The sequence below is a fragment of the Mariniflexile sp. AS56 genome (assembly GCF_030552475.1).
Taxonomy (GTDB): domain Bacteria; phylum Bacteroidota; class Bacteroidia; order Flavobacteriales; family Flavobacteriaceae; genus Mariniflexile.
Genome location: NZ_JAUPED010000009.1, coordinates 160798 through 176688, shown reverse-complemented (window position 1 = coordinate 176688; position 15891 = coordinate 160798). Strand labels below are relative to the sequence as shown.

Below are 15891 nucleotides of genomic sequence, written 5' to 3'. Positions count from 1 at the left end.
TACAATCGCTAACGCAAATTAAAGCAATAACTTTTTAACGTCTTCATAATCCTCTTCATATTCCCAATAAATCCATCTACCATCAACATAATCGGTCAAAATATACTTTTCACTAACCGATTTTATTCTAGAAACCGCTATTAATTTCTTCGCGAAATGTTCCGAAGGAATATGCTCCATCACCTCTTTTTGTTTCGTACCGTAACCGTGAGAAATAATGTAACTACCTAATGATAATTCTATAAAGCTATCTTTCATTTAAAATTTTATTATCTCTATTGTAAACTTAGTGAAGTAATCTACTCTACTTCGCTGTCCTACTCGTAATACCGCTATTTACTCTTCAGCAATAGTAGGATGCAACCATTTTCTTGCCTTTTCTTTGGTGATGCCTTTACGCACCGAATAATCGGTTACTTGATCGTCTGTTATTTTTCCTAAGCCAAAATACTTTGCTTCTGGGTTTCCAAAATAATATCCTGAAACCGCTGCAGCTGGCCACATGGCTAAACTTTCAGTTAAGGTAACTCCTATTAACTTTTCAACCTCCAACAACTCCCAAATAGTTTCTTTTTCTAAATGGTCTGGACATGCTGGATACCCTGGTGCTGGACGAATCCCCTTATAACTTTCTTTAATTAAATCGTCGTTAGTTAAGTTTTCATCTGTAGTATAACCCCAGTGTTTTGTTCTCACTTGTTTATGTAAATACTCGGCTAAAGCTTCTGCAAACCTATCGGCAATGGCTTGTGCCATAATCGCGTTATAGTCATCTTCTTTGGCTTTATAACTATCAGCTAGTTCTTGTGCACCAAAAATAGCAACACAAAAGGCTCCCATATAATCGGTTTTTCCGCTGTCTTTAGGCGCAATAAAATCGGCTAAAGCAATATTCGGAATCCCTTCTCTTTTACTTAATTGCTGACGCAAGGTTCTAAAAACAGCTATTTCTTTTCCTTTTTTCTGAACGGAAATATCATCATCATGTATGGCATTTGCTTCAAACAACCCAAAAACAGCCCTTGGTTTTAATAATTGCTTCGCTATAATTTCTTTAATCATAGCTTGGGCTTCATGATACATTATGGTTGCTTGTTCACCAACAACCTTATCGGTTAAAATATCGGGGAATTTACCATGTAAATCCCAACTTCTAAAAAACGGGCTCCAATCTATAAAAGGCTCTAATTCTTTTAAGCTTAATTGCTTTAAAACTTGAACACCTAGTTCGTTTGGTTTTGCAATTTGAGAAGTTTCCCAATTTATTTTAAACTTTCTTTTTCTAGCTTGATTTATAGAAATATACGATTTCTCTTTACCACGTTTTAAAAACTTAGTTCTGAATTCATCGTAATCTTTTTTCAAATTAGCGACATACGCGTTCGCTGTTTTCTTGTTCAGTAAATCGCCCACAACGGTTACTGCTCTAGATGCATCATTCACATGAACCACGGCATTTTTATACTGCGGATCAATTTTTACAGCGGTATGTGCCTTCGATGTTGTTGCCCCTCCAATAAGTAAAGGCAAACTGAAGTTTTGACGCTCCATTTCCTTTGCTAAATACACCATTTCGTCTAGCGACGGCGTAATAAGTCCAGATAAGCCAATAACATCTACATTATGTGCTTTTGCTTCTGCTATAATTTTTTCAGGTGGTACCATAACCCCTAAATCGACTATTTCATAATTATTACAAGCCAGTACCACACTCACAATATTTTTACCAATATCATGCACATCGCCTTTTACGGTGGCCATTAATACCTTACCTATGGCTTGTTGAAACTCGCCTTTTTCAGCTTCAATAAACGGATTTAAATAACCAACCGCTTTTTTCATAACACGTGCCGATTTCACAACCTGTGGCAAGAACATTTTTCCTGCACCAAACAAATCGCCCACCACGTTCATTCCAATCATTAAATTACCTTCAATAACATCAATGGGTTTTTCGGCTTGTAATCTGGCTGCTTCCACATCTTCAATAATAAAAGCATCAATACCTTTTACTAAGGCATGTGTAATACGATCTTGAATGGAGTTTTCTCGCCAAGATAAATCGACTCCTTTTTCAACTTTAGAACCTTTAACGGTTTCTGCAAAGTCTAATAAACGTTCGGTAGCATCATCACGTCTATCTAAAATAACATCTTCAACATGCTCTAATAAATCCTTTGGAATATCGTCATAAATCTCTAAAAGGGCTGGATTCACAATACCCATATTCATACCCGCTTGAATCGCGTAATATAAAAACACCGAGTGCATCGCTTCACGAACTCCATCATTTCCTCTAAACGAAAACGAGACGTTACTTACACCACCACTCACACTTACATTTGGCAAGTTTTCACGAACCCAACGTGTGGCTTCAATAAAATCGATAGCGTTTCTTTTATGTTCATCCATTCCTGTTGCTACAGGAAATATGTTTAAATCGAAAATAATATCTTCAGAAGGAAAACCTACTTTGTTTACTAAAACATCATACGAACGTTTACAAATTTCAAGACGTCTATCATAATTATCGGCTTGTCCTACTTCATCGAACGCCATAATAACCACGGCAGCTCCATAACGTTTTATTTGTTTTGCTTCCCAAATAAATTTCTCTTCCCCTTCTTTTAAGGAAATAGAATTCACCACGCATTTACCTTGCACAACTTTTAAACCAGCTTCGATAATTTCCCATTTGGAACTATCAATCATGATAGGCACTCTGGAAATATCGGGTTCGGCTGCTATTAAATTTAGAAAACGCACCATAGACTCTTTCCCGTCTATAAGGCCGTCGTCCATATTAATGTCGATAATTTGTGCGCCTCCATCAACTTGATGACGTGCAATAGCTAAGGCTTCATCAAATTGTTCGTCTTTAATAAGTCTTAAAAACTTTCGTGAACCTGCTACATTGGTACGTTCACCAATATTAATAAAATTACTGTTTTCGTTTAGGATTAGAGGTTCTAATCCTGACAAGCGCATGTATTTTTTTTGGATATTCTTCATTATTTATAATGCTCTACTATTGGGAATGGTTCATAAAAATGATGTAATAATTTTTTCCATTCTTGATATTCTTCTGATTTTCTAAATCCGATTTCGTGATCTTCTACTGTTTCCCAATTCACTAACAAGATATACTTATCGTTCTTCTCAATACATTTCTTTAATTCATGAGAGATATAACCTTTCATTGAAGAAATAATCTTCTGAGCTTCTTGAAAACTTTTTTCAAAATCTGAAGAAAGTCCTTTTTTTATAGTTAGTGTTGCTATTTCTAAAATCATAATTCATCTATATAGACCTAGTCTAATGCTCACACAAGTTCAGCATGAGGACGAGGTTTATATTTAGCAGCTATATCTGCAATCGTTCTAATATGCTCTGGAGTGGTACCACAACAACCTCCAATAATATTAATTAAATCCTTTTTTAAATATTCTTCAATTTGTTCGCCCATTTCCTCAGCAGTTTCGTCATATTCTCCAAAAGCATTTGGTAAGCCGGCATTGGGATGTGCAGAAATAGCAAAATCAGTTTTATTAGCAATAGCTTCTAAATGCGGTTGTAATAAATTAGCACCTAAAGCACAGTTAAATCCAATAGATAATAAAGGAATATGGGATACAGAAATTAGAAAAGCTTCAGCTGTTTGTCCTGACAAGGTTCTACCAGAAGCATCTGTAATCGTACCACTTAACATGATTGGCACATCGATGTTGCGTTCTTCCTTAACTTCTTCAATAGCAAATAGGGCTGCTTTTGCGTTTAGGGTATCGAACACGGTTTCAACTAAAAGTAAATCGGCACCACCATCCAACAAAGCTTCCACTTGTTGTTTGTAGGCGATACGCAACTCATCAAAAGTTACGGCTCTATAACCAGGGTCATTCACATCGGGCGACATGCTTGCTGTACGGTTTGTTGGCCCAATAGAACCTGCTACAAAACGTGGTTTATTTGGTTCGCGTTTTGTGAACTCATCAGCAACTTCTTTGGCTATTTTAGCAGATTCGTAATTTAGTTCATACACTAAATCTTCCATCTGGTAATCGGCCATAGCAATAGTTGTGCCCGAGAAGGTATTGGTTTCAACAATATCTGCACCAGCTTCAAAATATTTTCCGTGAATGGTTTTAATAGCTTCGGGTTGGGTAAGTGATAACAAGTCGTTATTCCCTTGTAATGGTGTTGGATAATCTTTAAAGCGTTCGCCTCTAAAATCTTCCTCATTAAATTTATATTGCTGAAGCATGGTCCCCATAGCGCCATCTAGCACTAAAATACGGTCTTGCAAAGCTTTATGTATATTTGACATGTTGATATTTTTATATCTGTATGTCATCAAGAAAAGTAAAAGAAACACTTTTCGTTATCTTTCCAATATTCCTTAAAATACTAGTAGAAGGTAGCACCTTTCCCGAAATTCGGGAGGTTGCCAAGGTTTCAACGGGTCTAGTCCCTCAACCTTTCTTGATAACACTATTAATACGTTTATGAACTAGTATGCAAAAATACTAACTATATTTTTGTTATCCTATTTAATTCCTTTTTGAGACCTGCTTGGTTTCAAATAAATTATTCAAATAAAGTGGAGGATAAATACCTATCACCTCTGTCGCAAATAATGGCAACAATAACACCTTCATCAAGCGTTTCTGCGATTTTTAATGCACAATACACAGAACCACCACTGCTCATTCCTGCAAATACGCCTTCTTCTTTAGCTAAGCGTTGTGTTGTTATTTTAGCATCTTGTTCGCTAACATCAACAACGACATCTACTCGAGAACGGTCGAAAAATTTAGGCACATAGTCTGGTGACCATTTTCGAATACCTGGTATTCTAGCACCATCTTCTGGTTGTGCACCAACAATGGTAATGTTTTTATTTTTTTCTTTTAAATATGTAGAAACACCTGTTATGGTTCCTGTTGTACCCATGGCAGACACGAAATGTGTAATTTCACCATTGGTATCATTCCAAATTTCTGGACCTGTTGCTTTGTAATGTGCTTTCCAGTTATCATCATTTTCAAATTGATTCAATAAAAAATAACCTTTTTCATCTCTCAATTTAAAAGCTAAATCTCTAGAACCTTCAATTCCTACATCTGCAGGAGTTAAAATAACCTCAGCACCATAAGCACGCATGGTTTTAACACGTTCTTCAGTAGAATTCTCTGGCATGATTAATACCATATTCAAGCCAAATAAGTTTGCAATAAATGCTAAGGCAATACCTGTGTTTCCACTGGTTGCTTCTACCAAATACCCACCTTTTTTAATATCACCACGTTTTATGGCTTCATTAATCATATTAAAAGCAGCACGGTCTTTAACACTTCCGCCAGGGTTATCACCCTCAAGTTTTAAATACAGCTTAACGCCTTTTTTTGAAATAAGATGACTTGCCTCTACAAGTGGTGTGTTGCCTATTTGATCTAAAATACCTTTAACGGATGCCATTCTTTTTGGGTCTGATTTTTATTTCTGTTTGATAGGTTACTAAAGAATTTTCTGGAACCGATTCGGTAATCCAAACATTCGCACCTATCGTACTATTTGCACCAATTACAATATCGCCACCTAAAATGGTTGCGTTGGCGTAAATAGTCACATTATCTTCAATAGTTGGGTGACGCTTGGTAGACTCTAAGCTCTTTTTAACTTGAATCCCCCCCAAAGTAACCCCTTGGAAAATTTTTACATTGTTTTTTATAATGGACGTTTCACCAATAACAATACCTGTACCATGATCTACAAAAAAGGAATCGCCAATAGTAGCACCCGGATGTATATCGATACCTGTAATACCATGCACATACTCACTCATCATTCTAGGAATAATGGGCACATTTTGAACATACAATTCATGGCTTAGACGATAAATTGAAATGGCATAAAAGCCAGGACACGCTAAATAAACCTCTTCTAAACTTTTAGTTGCAGGGTCAAAATTCACGACTGCAACAGCATCTAAATCTAATTTTTCTCGAATAGATTGAAACTTACCTTGGAAGGTATTCCAAACTTCGTCACCATTCTCGATTTTAAAATTATCTGCTATTTTTAAAAATGTTTTTTCGAGGCATTTTAATTCATCATCATGTGCATCAAACAAATAATAAAATAAATCTTTCGTAAAAGATTTAACTACATCTTTTAAACGAATGTTATATTTTTTATGAGTTAATTTATTATTCAATTCATTGCAAGGCTCCATATCAAAAATTTAGATTATCTAATAGTTGTCGTTTTTTAATCCTGAAATTTACAACATTTAGAAAACTTAAGTAAAATATTTAATCTATTTATTGAATGGATTGTACCACTGCTTTAGGCGCTTCTTTACGAGACCCATCAAAACCATCAATACCACTTACTGTTGTATATTTTAACACATACTTCTTACCTGGATTGATAATTCTGTAAGCTGCTTGACACATTAAAGTTGCTTCGTGGAACCCACAAAGAATTAACTTTAATTTTTCAGGATAAGTATTCACATCACCAATGGCAAATATACCTGGTATATTTGTTTGATAATTTAATGAATTATCAACTTTTATAGCATTCTTCTCGATATCAAGTCCCCAGCTTCCGATAGGTCCTAATTTTGGAGACAAACCGAATAATGGAATAAAGTGATCAGTCTCTAAACGGAACTCTTCACCATCTTTACTCACTGTAAGGGCTTCAATTTTACCATCACCATGTAGTTCTGTAACTTCAGCAGGTGTTATTAAATTGATTTTCCCTAAGTTTTTCAACTCACTTACTTTTTCAACAGAATCTAAAGCGCCTCTAAATTCGTTTCTTCTGTGAATTAAAGTGACTTCTGAAGCAACATCAGCTAAAAAGATACTCCAATCTAAAGCAGAATCTCCTCCACCAGAAATCACGACACGCTTATCTCTGTATACTTCTGGGTCTTTAATGAAATATTCTAACCCATTATCTTCATAAATATCTAGGTTGTCTAATCCTGGTTTTCTTGGTTCGAAAGAACCCAAACCACCAGCAATAGCTACTACAGGCGCATGGTGTTTTGTTCCTTTATTGGTTGTAACAATAAAAGTTCCATCTTCCAATTTATCAATAGTTTCGGCACGCTCACCTAAGGTAAACCCAGGTTCAAATTGTTTCCCTTGCTCTACCAAGTTCTTTGTTAAATCACCTGCTAATATTTCTGGAAATCCTGGAATATCGTATATAGGTTTTTTAGGATAAATTTCTGAACATTGTCCACCCGGTTGTGGCAACGCATCAATTAAATGGCATTTAAGTTTTAACAATCCAGCTTCAAAAACTGTAAATAATCCTGTTGGTCCAGCCCCTATTATAAGTATATCTGTTTTAATCATTTTAAGACTCTTTTTACTCTTTTTTCTCAATTAATCCTTTAGTGAATTCGTTAAGTGTTTCCACTTTTTGTTCAAAATCACCTTTTATTGTTTTTCTATATTCGTTTAAATTCTTAACCAAATCGTCTACATTTTCAGGAATAACATCCTCAAAAAATTGACGTAAACGTTTGGCCGTTGTTGGCGACTTTCCGTTGGTCGAAATAGCTACCTTAACATGACCTTTAGTTACGATGCCACCCATATAAAAATCGCAATACGGTGGGTTATCTGCCACATTTACTAAAATGCTACGCTTACGACAATGCTTATGCACTTTTACGTTCACTTTAGGCACATCGGTAGTTGCTATCACGATATGCTTTCCTTTTAAATAACGTTTACTATAACGCCTTTTCACCAACTTAACATCACCTATTTTTGCCAAAGCTATAGTTGCTTCTCTAAACATGGGCGATACCATAGTCACTTTAGCATCTGGGCTTGACTTTAACAAAAAAGTCAATTTTTCTTCAGCCACATGACCTCCACCTACAATAAGTACGTTAAGACTTTTCAGCTTTAAAAAAACAGGGTATAGGTTATTTCTTTCCCCTGCATCTGCTAACGAAGACACCTTCTTTAATTCACCAACATTCACGTGTTCTGTTTTCATTTATTATTGGCTACTTCTTTATAAATACTTGTTAATTGAACACGTTCTTTTACCACTTCGCCTATAACAATAATTGCTGGGTTTGATAATTGCTTTTCTTCAACCACCTTTTTTATGGTGCTAATGGTACCAAAACCAAACTTTTCGTTTTCGGTAGTGCCTTCTTGAATAATCGCTATAGGGGTGTCTTGTTTGTTTTCTGCTGAAAAAATTCGAACAATTTCATCCAATTTTCCCATGCCCATCAAAATAACAACCGTTGCTGATGATTTTGCGGCAATGGCAACATCGCCCGATAATTGATGTGCTTTTGTGGTTCCTGTTATAACCCAGAAACTTTCTGAAGCACCACGTTTTGTTAACGGAATACCTTGATATGCTGGTACTGCAATAGATGATGAAATACCCGGCACAACAAAGGTTTCTAAACCAAAGGTTCTAACATAATCAATCTCTTCGGCACCTCTTCCAAAAATAAAAGGGTCACCGCCTTTTAAACGTACTACGTGACCTTTTTCTTTGGCTTTCGTTACAATAAGTTCGTTAATTTGTTCTTGCTGAAAAGCGTAACACCCTTTGCGTTTCCCCACAAAAATAAGCTCTGCATCTTGCGAAGCATATTTAAGAAGTTCTTCGTTTATAAGCGCATCGTACAAAATCACATCTGCCGCTTCAATGGCCTTAATTCCTTTTAGGGTAATTAATTCCACATCGCCTGGACCTGCACCTACTACCGTTAATCTTGGGGTTATCGAACTCATTCTTTTTATTTAAACCGCTTTATTTTCAAGCTTAGTATCTGCTGCTCTAAAGGCTCTTACTTTTTCTAAAAATTGGTTTGCACTGTTTATATACTCAGCTGCAAACGCCTCAGTAGGAGCATTTTTGTTTATTTGATAAATTAAGTCTGAAAATGAAGTTCCTAAATTTAGTTTTCCGCTTTCAACAAATAATTCATCAAACTGGCTTACAATACCTGCATGTGTATTTGTGTTTTTATTTTCTGCCAATAACATCGCCTTAGACGTGTTCACTAAAGAACTGTAAGCATGATAAATAGCACTTGAATACACTTTCTCGTCGAATGATTTTTGTGCGTTTTCAATTTTCTCTTCACTCTCTAAAAACAAAGTTGCAATTAAATCGATAACCACACCAGCACACTCACCAATACCAATTTCTTTCTCGTATTTCTCTTCTGTTCCCCAATCGATAAAATCTTCTTGAGTTAAGTTTGAAACGTCTTGAAGGTCATTCAATAGATCATAAAAATAACGGTCGCCAGTTACTTTATAATACTCTACAAACTTCTTCCCATCTGCATTTGCTTCATAATCGTTTAAAATTCTGCGCAAAGCTTCTGGCCCTCTTCTACTTGGTACTTTTACTACTTTATCAGCAAATAATCCGTTTCCACCACCTAAGTTTCCACCACCTAATAATACTTGTAAAGCTGGTGCTACTAATTTATCTGGTGTACGAACAGACATGCCTTGGAAACCAATATTTGCCATGTTATGTTGTCCACACGCATTCATACAACCACTAATTTTTATAACAACATCGTCATTTTTTAAATATTGTGGGTATTCTGCTTTTATAACACGCTCCAACTCATCTGCAATACCTGTACTACTTGCAATACCTAAATTACAAGTATCTGTACCTGGACATGCGGTGATATCTACAGCTTTGTTATAACCCGCTTCAACGAAGCCTAGTTTTTCTAATTCTGTATAGAAAAAGGCAACTAAATCTTCCTTTACAAACGGAATTACTATATTTTGACGCAACGATAAACGAATTTCACTTGCTGCATATTTCTCTACTAAATCGGCTAATAAACGTGCTTTATCTGTGTAAAAATCTCCTAAAAGAACTTTCACTCCAATCGCAACATAACCTGCTTGTTTTTGAGGTAGTACGTTTGTCGATTTCCACAAATCAAAAGCTGCTTGATCTTGAATAGTTACTTGAGGCGCCACTACTGAAACCGGTACTGAAGCTTCATAAGCGTCTGCATCGATAGCTACTGTTTTAAACTCAATTGCTGCTTGTTCTCCTTCAACCAATTCTTTAAAAGCATCTAAACCAATGTCTTTAATTAAGAATTTCATTCTAGCTTTTGCACGACTTTTACGCTCGCCATAACGATCGAAAACACGCACTACACCTTCCATTAATGGAATAATTTTATCTGAAGGCAAGAAGCTATATAACTCGTCTGCATGACGTGGTTGCGACCCTAAGCCTCCACCAATCATCACTTTAAATCCGCGAACACCATTTTCAATTTTAGCTATGAAACCTAAATCGTGCATGTATGAAAGTCCGGTATCTTCATCTGAAGATGAAAAAGAAACTTTAAACTTACGTCCCATTTCTTGACTTATCGGGTTTCTTAAGAAGAAACGAAATAACGCATCCGCATATGGTGATACATCAAACGGTTCATCTACATCAATACCTGCCAATTCTGAAGCAGTTACGTTACGAACGGTGTTTCCACACGCTTCTCTTAACGTAATCCCATCTTTATCCAATTCAGCCCAAAGTTCTGGAGTTCTGTTTAAATCAACATAATGAATTTGGATATCTTGACGTGTTGTAATGTGCAAACGACCACGAGAATACTCATCAGACACATCTGATATTCTTCGTAATTGGTTACTTTTCACTTTTCCGTAAGGCAATTTAATACGAATCATTTGCACGCCTTCTTGACGTTGACCGTAAATACCACGTGCTAAACGAAGACTTCTAAATTTCTCTTCATCAATCTTCCCTGTATTAAATAACTCGATTTTTTTAGATAACTCTAAAATCTCGTTTTCAACAACTGGATTTTCTATTTCTGTTCTAAAACTTTGCATTTTCTTTTTTTTTATTGAATGAAACCTGCTCCAACTGTACTATTATCTTGTGTATCTATCAAAATAAACGAACCATTTGTTCTATGGCTTTTAAATTGATCGAAGAAAAGTGGCTTATTGAATTTAAAGGTTACTGAAGCAATATCATTAACACCCAATCCTTTTACATTTTTCTCTATACCTGAATAATCTGGGTTAATTTTATGGTTGATGGTTTCCACTTTCGCCAACACTTTGTTAACACCATGTTGTAACACATATTTTGAACCCACTTCTAAATCTGATGCACCCATCCAGCAAATATTCGCTGTAAATTGCTTATCGATGGTTGGTAAATCGTTTTCTAAAACAATCATATCACCTCTGCTTACATTAATATCATTTTCTAAAGTGATAGTAACAGACGAACGTCTTGAAGCGGTTTGATATTTTTCATCATAGAAATAAATATCTTTAATTTTAGATCTTGTTTTAGATGGTAATACTAAAATATTGTCGCCAACACTTAACTCACCACCATATACTTTACCAGCATAGCCTCTAAAATCGTGAAAATCTTCCGTTTTAGGACGAATCACATATTGTACTGGGAAACGTGGTGTACCCACATTATAAATATCTTTTTTATCTAATTGCTCTAAATGCTCTAATAAAGCTTCGCCTTTATACCAAGACATTTTATCAGATTTGTTTACAACATTATCTCCTTTTAAAGCACTTACTGGAATGAATGTGATTTTTTGATCTTGGTAATCTCTCTTGCTCATTAAATCAGAGAAATCTGCTTTGATTTTGTTATAAACCTCTTCAGAATAATCAACCAAATCCATTTTATTAATAGCAACAACTACATCTTTAATTCTTAATAAATTATTGATGAAGAAATGACGGTTGGTTTGCTCGATAACTCCTTTTCTAGCATCAATTAAAATAATAGATGCTTGTGATGTTGAAGCACCTGTAACCATGTTACGAGTATATTCAACGTGACCAGGTGTATCAGCAATAATGTAACTTTTTTTCGCTGTTGAAAAATAAATATGAGCGACATCAATAGTGATTCCTTGTTCTCTTTCTGCCACTAAGCCATCGGTTGCTAATGAGAAATCTAAGTAATCATAACCTTTTTGTTTACTTGTTTTTTCAATAGCTTCTAACTTATCGGTAGTTAATGATTTTGTATCGTAAAGTATACGCCCTATTAAGGTACTTTTTCCATCATCTACACTTCCTGCTGTTGCAATTTTTAATACTTCCATTCCTCTCCCCAACCCTCTCCAAAGTAGAGGGAATTCTTTACGGGTATAATTTAAAAATTAATACTTCTTCTTTTATATTTACAAGGTTTAAACACAACCTCACTAATTCCCCTTTCGGGGGTTAGGGCGATTAAAAATACCCTTGTTGCTTACGTTTCTCCATCGCTGCTTCCGAACGTTTATCGTCAATACGAGCACCACGTTCTGAAATAGTAGAATCTCTAATCTCTTCTACTACCTTAGAAATTGTTGCTGCTTCTGATAATACAGCGGCCGTACAACTCATATCTCCAACGGTTCTAAAACGCACCATTTCCTCAATTACTTCTTCACTAGCATCTCTGTAAACAACTTCATCTTCTGCAGACCAAATCATGCCATCTCTTAAGAATACTTTACGTTTGTGTGCAAAGTAAATAGAAGGAATTTCAATATTTTCTTGTTCTATATAAGACCAAACATCTAATTCTGTCCAGTTTGAAATTGGAAAACAACGTACATTTTGACCTAAATTAATTTGACCATTCAACATATCGAATAACTCCGGACGTTGGTTTTTCTCATCCCATTGACCAAAATCATCACGTACAGAAAAAATACGCTCTTTAGCTCTTGCTTTTTCTTCATCACGACGTGCACCACCTATACAAGCATCAAACTTAAATTCTTCAATAGCATCTAGAAGGGTGGTTGTTTGAAGTTGGTTTCTACTTGCGTATCTACCAGTTTCTTCAGTAACTTTACCTTCATCAATAGAATCTTGTACATTTCTAACAATTAATTCTAAACCTAGTTCTTTAACCAATCGGTCTCTAAATTCAACAGTTTCAGGAAAGTTATGCCCTGTATCGATATGCATTAATGGAAATGGAATTTTAGCAGGATAAAATGCTTTAACCGCTAATCTTACCAAGGTGATAGAATCTTTTCCTCCAGAAAACAACAATACAGGTTTTTCAAACTGTGCTGCTACTTCTCTGATAATGTATATCGCTTCGTTTTCTAGTGAATTAATATCGTAAGTGTCTTTGTTCATAATCTTATTTTTTCTCGTCACGCCTGTTTTCTAATTTGTGACTTTCTACTTTTATACTTTTTACTTTAAAACTTAATTAAGCATGTAACCCACACTCTCTGTTTTCTAAAGCTTTTGTTGGATCGAAATATTTAAATTCGTTTGGTAATTTATTTTCTTCTAGGTATGTATCTAAATCAGCATCAGACCAATAGTAAAACGGACTTACTTTTAAAACCCCATCTTTACTAACACTAAAAATACCAATACTATCTCTAAAGGCTGTTTGCCCTTGACGTAAGTTTGTAAACCACACTTTAGGTTTATGCTCTTCCATGGCACGTTTAAAAGGCTCTAACTTCACTTGTTCTGTAAATAAAGCGTGTTCTGGAGCATCTACACTTGGAATACCCATTACAACATCTCTATGCGCAGAGGTTTGTTTAGGCACATATAAAGACACCTTTAAATTTAAATCTTTTATTACCGTTTCGGCATGTCTATATGTTTGTGGCGTATTATAACCTGTATCGCACCACACCACTGGAATGTTTGCTTCTACAGAACTTACAGCATGTAAAATAGCTGCTTCGTAAGGTCTAAAATTGGTTGTAACTACCGCTTCTTTATTAAGTTCAAAAGCCTTCTGAATAATTCCAGACGGCTTAACGCCTTTAAAAAGCGTATTTAATTCGTTTATTTCTTCTTGTGTTATCATCTCTATTTTCCCCACTTAATGTTATTCCAAATACGTTCATGAAAGAAGTACAATACCATCTTAGTAACTAATTCTACCGAACCTATCGAAAATGCTAAAGCTAACTCTCCTGTTATTAACCAAGAAATTAAAATAGTATCTAAGGTTCCAATAAGTCTCCAACTAATAGACTTTACAATACTTCTAAGCGGCTTCTCTTTAGCGCTGTCTGTTGTATAAGTAGTTTTCTCGTTTTGATTTGAATTTGTTAACACGTGCCCAATCATTTTACTTAGTATTATATTAATCCTATCGATTTAGTAGGAATTGCAAATTTAATACTTTTTATTACTTATCAAACTATTTTTTTATTTTTTTTAACTTACCTCAGAGACAAGTCTTTAAGCGTTGTATTTTTAAACACTTCCAACGTACTATCCCGCACTTGAATCATCAATTTGTTAACACTACACAAATGCTCGTCTGGACAATCATCACACTTTTCGTAAAAATTCAAACTCACACATTGCACCATCGCAATAGGACCTTCAAGAACACGCATCACTTCAGTCATTAAAATTTCCGAAGGGTCTTTTCTTAAATAATAGCCACCATGCTTTCCTTTTTTAGAACCCAAAATACCAGATTTTCTTAAAGTAAGTAAAATGCTTTCTAAAAACTTTTGAGGTATTTGTTCGCTTTTAGCAATTTCGCCCACTTGCACAGGTACATCACTACCCGTTCTGGCAATAAATGTAAGTGCTTTTAAGCCGTATTTTGTTTTTTTAGATAGCATGTGCTGGTTATATAATTAATTTAAAGCCTGTTTCAAATCGGAAATAATATCATCAATATGTTCTAAACCTACTGAAACTCTCACCATACCATCTGTAATACCTGCTGCCACTTTCACTTCGGCTTCCACCTTAGCGTGTGTTGTGCTTGCAGGGTGCGTTACTATAGTTCTTGTATCTCCTAAATTGGCAGATAGCGAGCACATTTTAACAGCATCTAGAAAAGACCTTCCTCCTTCTAAACCGCCTTTTACCTCAAAGGCTATAATATTACCACCTAATAACATTTGTTTTTTTGCAATGTCATATTTAGGATGCGACTTTAAAAATGGATATTTCACCCATTCCACTTTAGGATGTGCTTCTAAAAATGTTGCCAATTTTAGTGCATTTTCGCAATGTTTATCGGTTCTAACAGCTAATGTTTCTAATGATTTTGACAGCACCCATGCATTAAAAGGACTCATTGAAGGCCCTGTCAGTCTTGAAAACAAATAGATTTCTCTAATTAATTCTTTCTTTCCAACCGTAACACCACCAAGCACACGCCCTTGTCCGTCCATTAGTTTAGTAGCCGAATGAATAACCAAATCGGCACCATATTTTATAGGATTTTGCAAATAAGGTGTTGCAAAACAATTATCTACCACCAACAAAATGTTGTATTTTTTACAAATAGCACTTAGGTATTCTAAATCCAACACATCAACACCCGGATTGGTTGGTGTTTCTGCATATAAAAACTTGGTATTTGGCTTAATTAAACTCTCTATGGTTTCAACTTCATTAACGCTAAAATAAGAACACTCAATATTCCATTTTGGAAAGTATTTTGTAAACAAACCGTGCGTAGCCCCAAATACAGAACTACAGGACACCACATGATCTCCCGCATCTAATAATGTTGCAAAGGTTGAAAAAACAGCAGCCATACCACTAGCAAAAGCAAAACCAGCCTCTGCTCCTTCCATTAAACACACTTTATCTACAAACTCGTTAACATTAGGGTTACTGTAACGGCTGTACAGATCGCGTTGTTTCTCTTCTGCAAAAGAGGCTCTCATCTCTTCAGCATCGTCAAAAACAAATCCTGATGTTAAATATAACGGTACTGAATGCTCAGAAAACTGAGTCGTTTCAGATTGTGTTCTTACGGCTAAAGTTTCAAATTTTTTTCTTTCCTCACTCATTTTATATCTTCTTTTAGGTCTCAACTACCCTTAAT

The 15891-nt window shown here is 35.4% G+C and carries 16 protein-coding genes and 1 riboswitch; all 16 genes read right to left on the bottom strand.

Translation table 11 applies throughout. The features are described from left to right. Positions 1 to 18 precede the first annotated feature (18 nt). Positions 19 to 258, bottom strand: a complete 240-nt coding sequence (locus Q5N74_RS12610; RefSeq protein WP_304389206.1) for a hypothetical protein — start codon at positions 256 to 258, stop codon at positions 19 to 21. Positions 259 to 336: 78 nt separating this feature from the next. Continuing rightward, positions 337 to 3012: a methionine synthase gene (metH, locus tag Q5N74_RS12605; RefSeq protein ID WP_304389205.1), complete on the bottom strand. Its 2676-nt coding sequence runs from the start codon at positions 3010 to 3012 to the stop codon at positions 337 to 339. Continuing rightward, positions 3012 to 3293, bottom strand: coding sequence for an antibiotic biosynthesis monooxygenase (locus Q5N74_RS12600; RefSeq protein ID WP_304389204.1), 282 nt, complete (start codon positions 3291 to 3293; stop codon positions 3012 to 3014). Before Q5N74_RS12600 ends, metH begins: the two co-directional genes overlap by 1 nt. Before the next feature lie 29 nt (positions 3294 to 3322). After that, complete coding sequence (locus Q5N74_RS12595; protein WP_304389203.1) at positions 3323 to 4324, bottom strand: homocysteine S-methyltransferase family protein; 1002 nt, start codon at positions 4322 to 4324, stop codon at positions 3323 to 3325. Positions 4325 to 4375: 51 nt separating this feature from the next. Continuing rightward, positions 4376 to 4489, bottom strand: a riboswitch (SAM riboswitch). A gap of 95 nt (positions 4490 to 4584) precedes the next feature. After that, positions 4585 to 5475 carry a cysteine synthase CysM gene (gene cysM, locus Q5N74_RS12590; protein WP_304389202.1) on the bottom strand — a complete coding sequence of 297 codons (891 nt, stop codon included), beginning with the start codon at positions 5473 to 5475 and terminating at the stop codon, positions 4585 to 4587. Next, positions 5462 to 6232, bottom strand: a complete 771-nt coding sequence (epsC, locus tag Q5N74_RS12585; protein WP_304389201.1) for a serine O-acetyltransferase EpsC — start codon at positions 6230 to 6232, stop codon at positions 5462 to 5464. The genes cysM and epsC overlap by 14 nt, the downstream gene beginning before the upstream one ends. Positions 6233 to 6320: 88 nt before the next feature. Next, entirely contained in the window at positions 6321 to 7373 is a 1053-nt protein-coding gene (locus tag Q5N74_RS12580; protein WP_304389200.1) for an NAD(P)/FAD-dependent oxidoreductase, read from the bottom strand. Positions 7374 to 7386: 13 nt separating this feature from the next. Next, complete coding sequence (locus Q5N74_RS12575) at positions 7387 to 8028, bottom strand: bifunctional precorrin-2 dehydrogenase/sirohydrochlorin ferrochelatase (RefSeq protein WP_304389198.1); 642 nt, start codon at positions 8026 to 8028, stop codon at positions 7387 to 7389. Further along, on the bottom strand, positions 8025 to 8789 hold the full coding sequence (gene cobA / locus Q5N74_RS12570) for a uroporphyrinogen-III C-methyltransferase (RefSeq protein ID WP_304389197.1): 765 nt from the start codon (positions 8787 to 8789) through the stop codon (positions 8025 to 8027). The genes Q5N74_RS12575 and cobA overlap by 4 nt, the downstream gene beginning before the upstream one ends. 9 nt (positions 8790 to 8798) lie before the next feature. Continuing rightward, on the bottom strand, positions 8799 to 10901 hold the full coding sequence (locus Q5N74_RS12565) for a HEPN domain-containing protein (protein ID WP_304389195.1): 2103 nt from the start codon (positions 10899 to 10901) through the stop codon (positions 8799 to 8801). Between the two features lie 11 nt (positions 10902 to 10912). After that, a complete protein-coding gene (locus Q5N74_RS12560) occupies positions 10913 to 12160 on the bottom strand; it encodes a sulfate adenylyltransferase subunit 1 (protein ID WP_304389194.1) in 1248 nt (415 codons plus the stop codon). A 130-nt stretch (positions 12161 to 12290) separates the two neighbouring features. Further along, on the bottom strand, positions 12291 to 13196 hold the full coding sequence (gene cysD / locus Q5N74_RS12555) for a sulfate adenylyltransferase subunit CysD (protein ID WP_304389193.1): 906 nt from the start codon (positions 13194 to 13196) through the stop codon (positions 12291 to 12293). 76 nt (positions 13197 to 13272) lie between these two features. Then, a complete protein-coding gene (locus Q5N74_RS12550) occupies positions 13273 to 13893 on the bottom strand; it encodes a phosphoadenosine phosphosulfate reductase family protein (protein WP_304389192.1) in 621 nt (206 codons plus the stop codon). A 2-nt stretch (positions 13894 to 13895) separates the two neighbouring features. Continuing rightward, the gene (locus Q5N74_RS12545; protein ID WP_304389191.1) at positions 13896 to 14159 is read right to left on the bottom strand and encodes a DUF2061 domain-containing protein; all 264 of its coding nucleotides are present in this window, start codon (positions 14157 to 14159) and stop codon (positions 13896 to 13898) included. 95 nt (positions 14160 to 14254) lie between these two features. Next, positions 14255 to 14668, bottom strand: coding sequence for an Rrf2 family transcriptional regulator (locus Q5N74_RS12540; RefSeq protein WP_304389190.1), 414 nt, complete (start codon positions 14666 to 14668; stop codon positions 14255 to 14257). Between the two features lie 15 nt (positions 14669 to 14683). Continuing rightward, entirely contained in the window at positions 14684 to 15856 is a 1173-nt protein-coding gene (locus Q5N74_RS12535; RefSeq protein ID WP_304389189.1) for a PLP-dependent aspartate aminotransferase family protein, read from the bottom strand. Positions 15857 to 15891 lie beyond the last annotated feature (35 nt).

Bases quoted from the DNA above. Each gene is read 5' to 3' on its own strand.
- cysM (WP_304389202.1), bottom strand. From the start codon at position 5,475: ATGGCATCCGTTAAAGGTATTTTAGATCAAATAGGCAACACACCACTT.
- Q5N74_RS12535 (WP_304389189.1), bottom strand. From the start codon at position 15,856: ATGAGTGAGGAAAGAAAAAAATTTGAAACTTTAGCCGTAAGAACACAA.
- Q5N74_RS12610 (WP_304389206.1), bottom strand. From the start codon at position 258: ATGAAAGATAGCTTTATAGAATTATCATTAGGTAGTTACATTATTTCT.
- epsC (WP_304389201.1), bottom strand. From the start codon at position 6,232: ATGGAGCCTTGCAATGAATTGAATAATAAATTAACTCATAAAAAATAT.
- Q5N74_RS12565 (WP_304389195.1), bottom strand. From the start codon at position 10,901: ATGCAAAGTTTTAGAACAGAAATAGAAAATCCAGTTGTTGAAAACGAG.
- Q5N74_RS12540 (WP_304389190.1), bottom strand. From the start codon at position 14,668: ATGCTATCTAAAAAAACAAAATACGGCTTAAAAGCACTTACATTTATT.
- Q5N74_RS12575 (WP_304389198.1), bottom strand. From the start codon at position 8,028: ATGAAAACAGAACACGTGAATGTTGGTGAATTAAAGAAGGTGTCTTCG.
- Q5N74_RS12600 (WP_304389204.1), bottom strand. From the start codon at position 3,293: ATGATTTTAGAAATAGCAACACTAACTATAAAAAAAGGACTTTCTTCA.
- Q5N74_RS12595 (WP_304389203.1), bottom strand. From the start codon at position 4,324: ATGTCAAATATACATAAAGCTTTGCAAGACCGTATTTTAGTGCTAGAT.
- Q5N74_RS12545 (WP_304389191.1), bottom strand. From the start codon at position 14,159: ATGATTGGGCACGTGTTAACAAATTCAAATCAAAACGAGAAAACTACT.
- metH (WP_304389205.1), bottom strand. From the start codon at position 3,012: ATGAAGAATATCCAAAAAAAATACATGCGCTTGTCAGGATTAGAACCT.
- Q5N74_RS12550 (WP_304389192.1), bottom strand. From the start codon at position 13,893: ATGATAACACAAGAAGAAATAAACGAATTAAATACGCTTTTTAAAGGC.
- cobA (WP_304389197.1), bottom strand. From the start codon at position 8,789: ATGAGTTCGATAACCCCAAGATTAACGGTAGTAGGTGCAGGTCCAGGC.
- Q5N74_RS12560 (WP_304389194.1), bottom strand. From the start codon at position 12,160: ATGGAAGTATTAAAAATTGCAACAGCAGGAAGTGTAGATGATGGAAAA.
- cysD (WP_304389193.1), bottom strand. From the start codon at position 13,196: ATGAACAAAGACACTTACGATATTAATTCACTAGAAAACGAAGCGATA.
- Q5N74_RS12580 (WP_304389200.1), bottom strand. From the start codon at position 7,373: ATGATTAAAACAGATATACTTATAATAGGGGCTGGACCAACAGGATTA.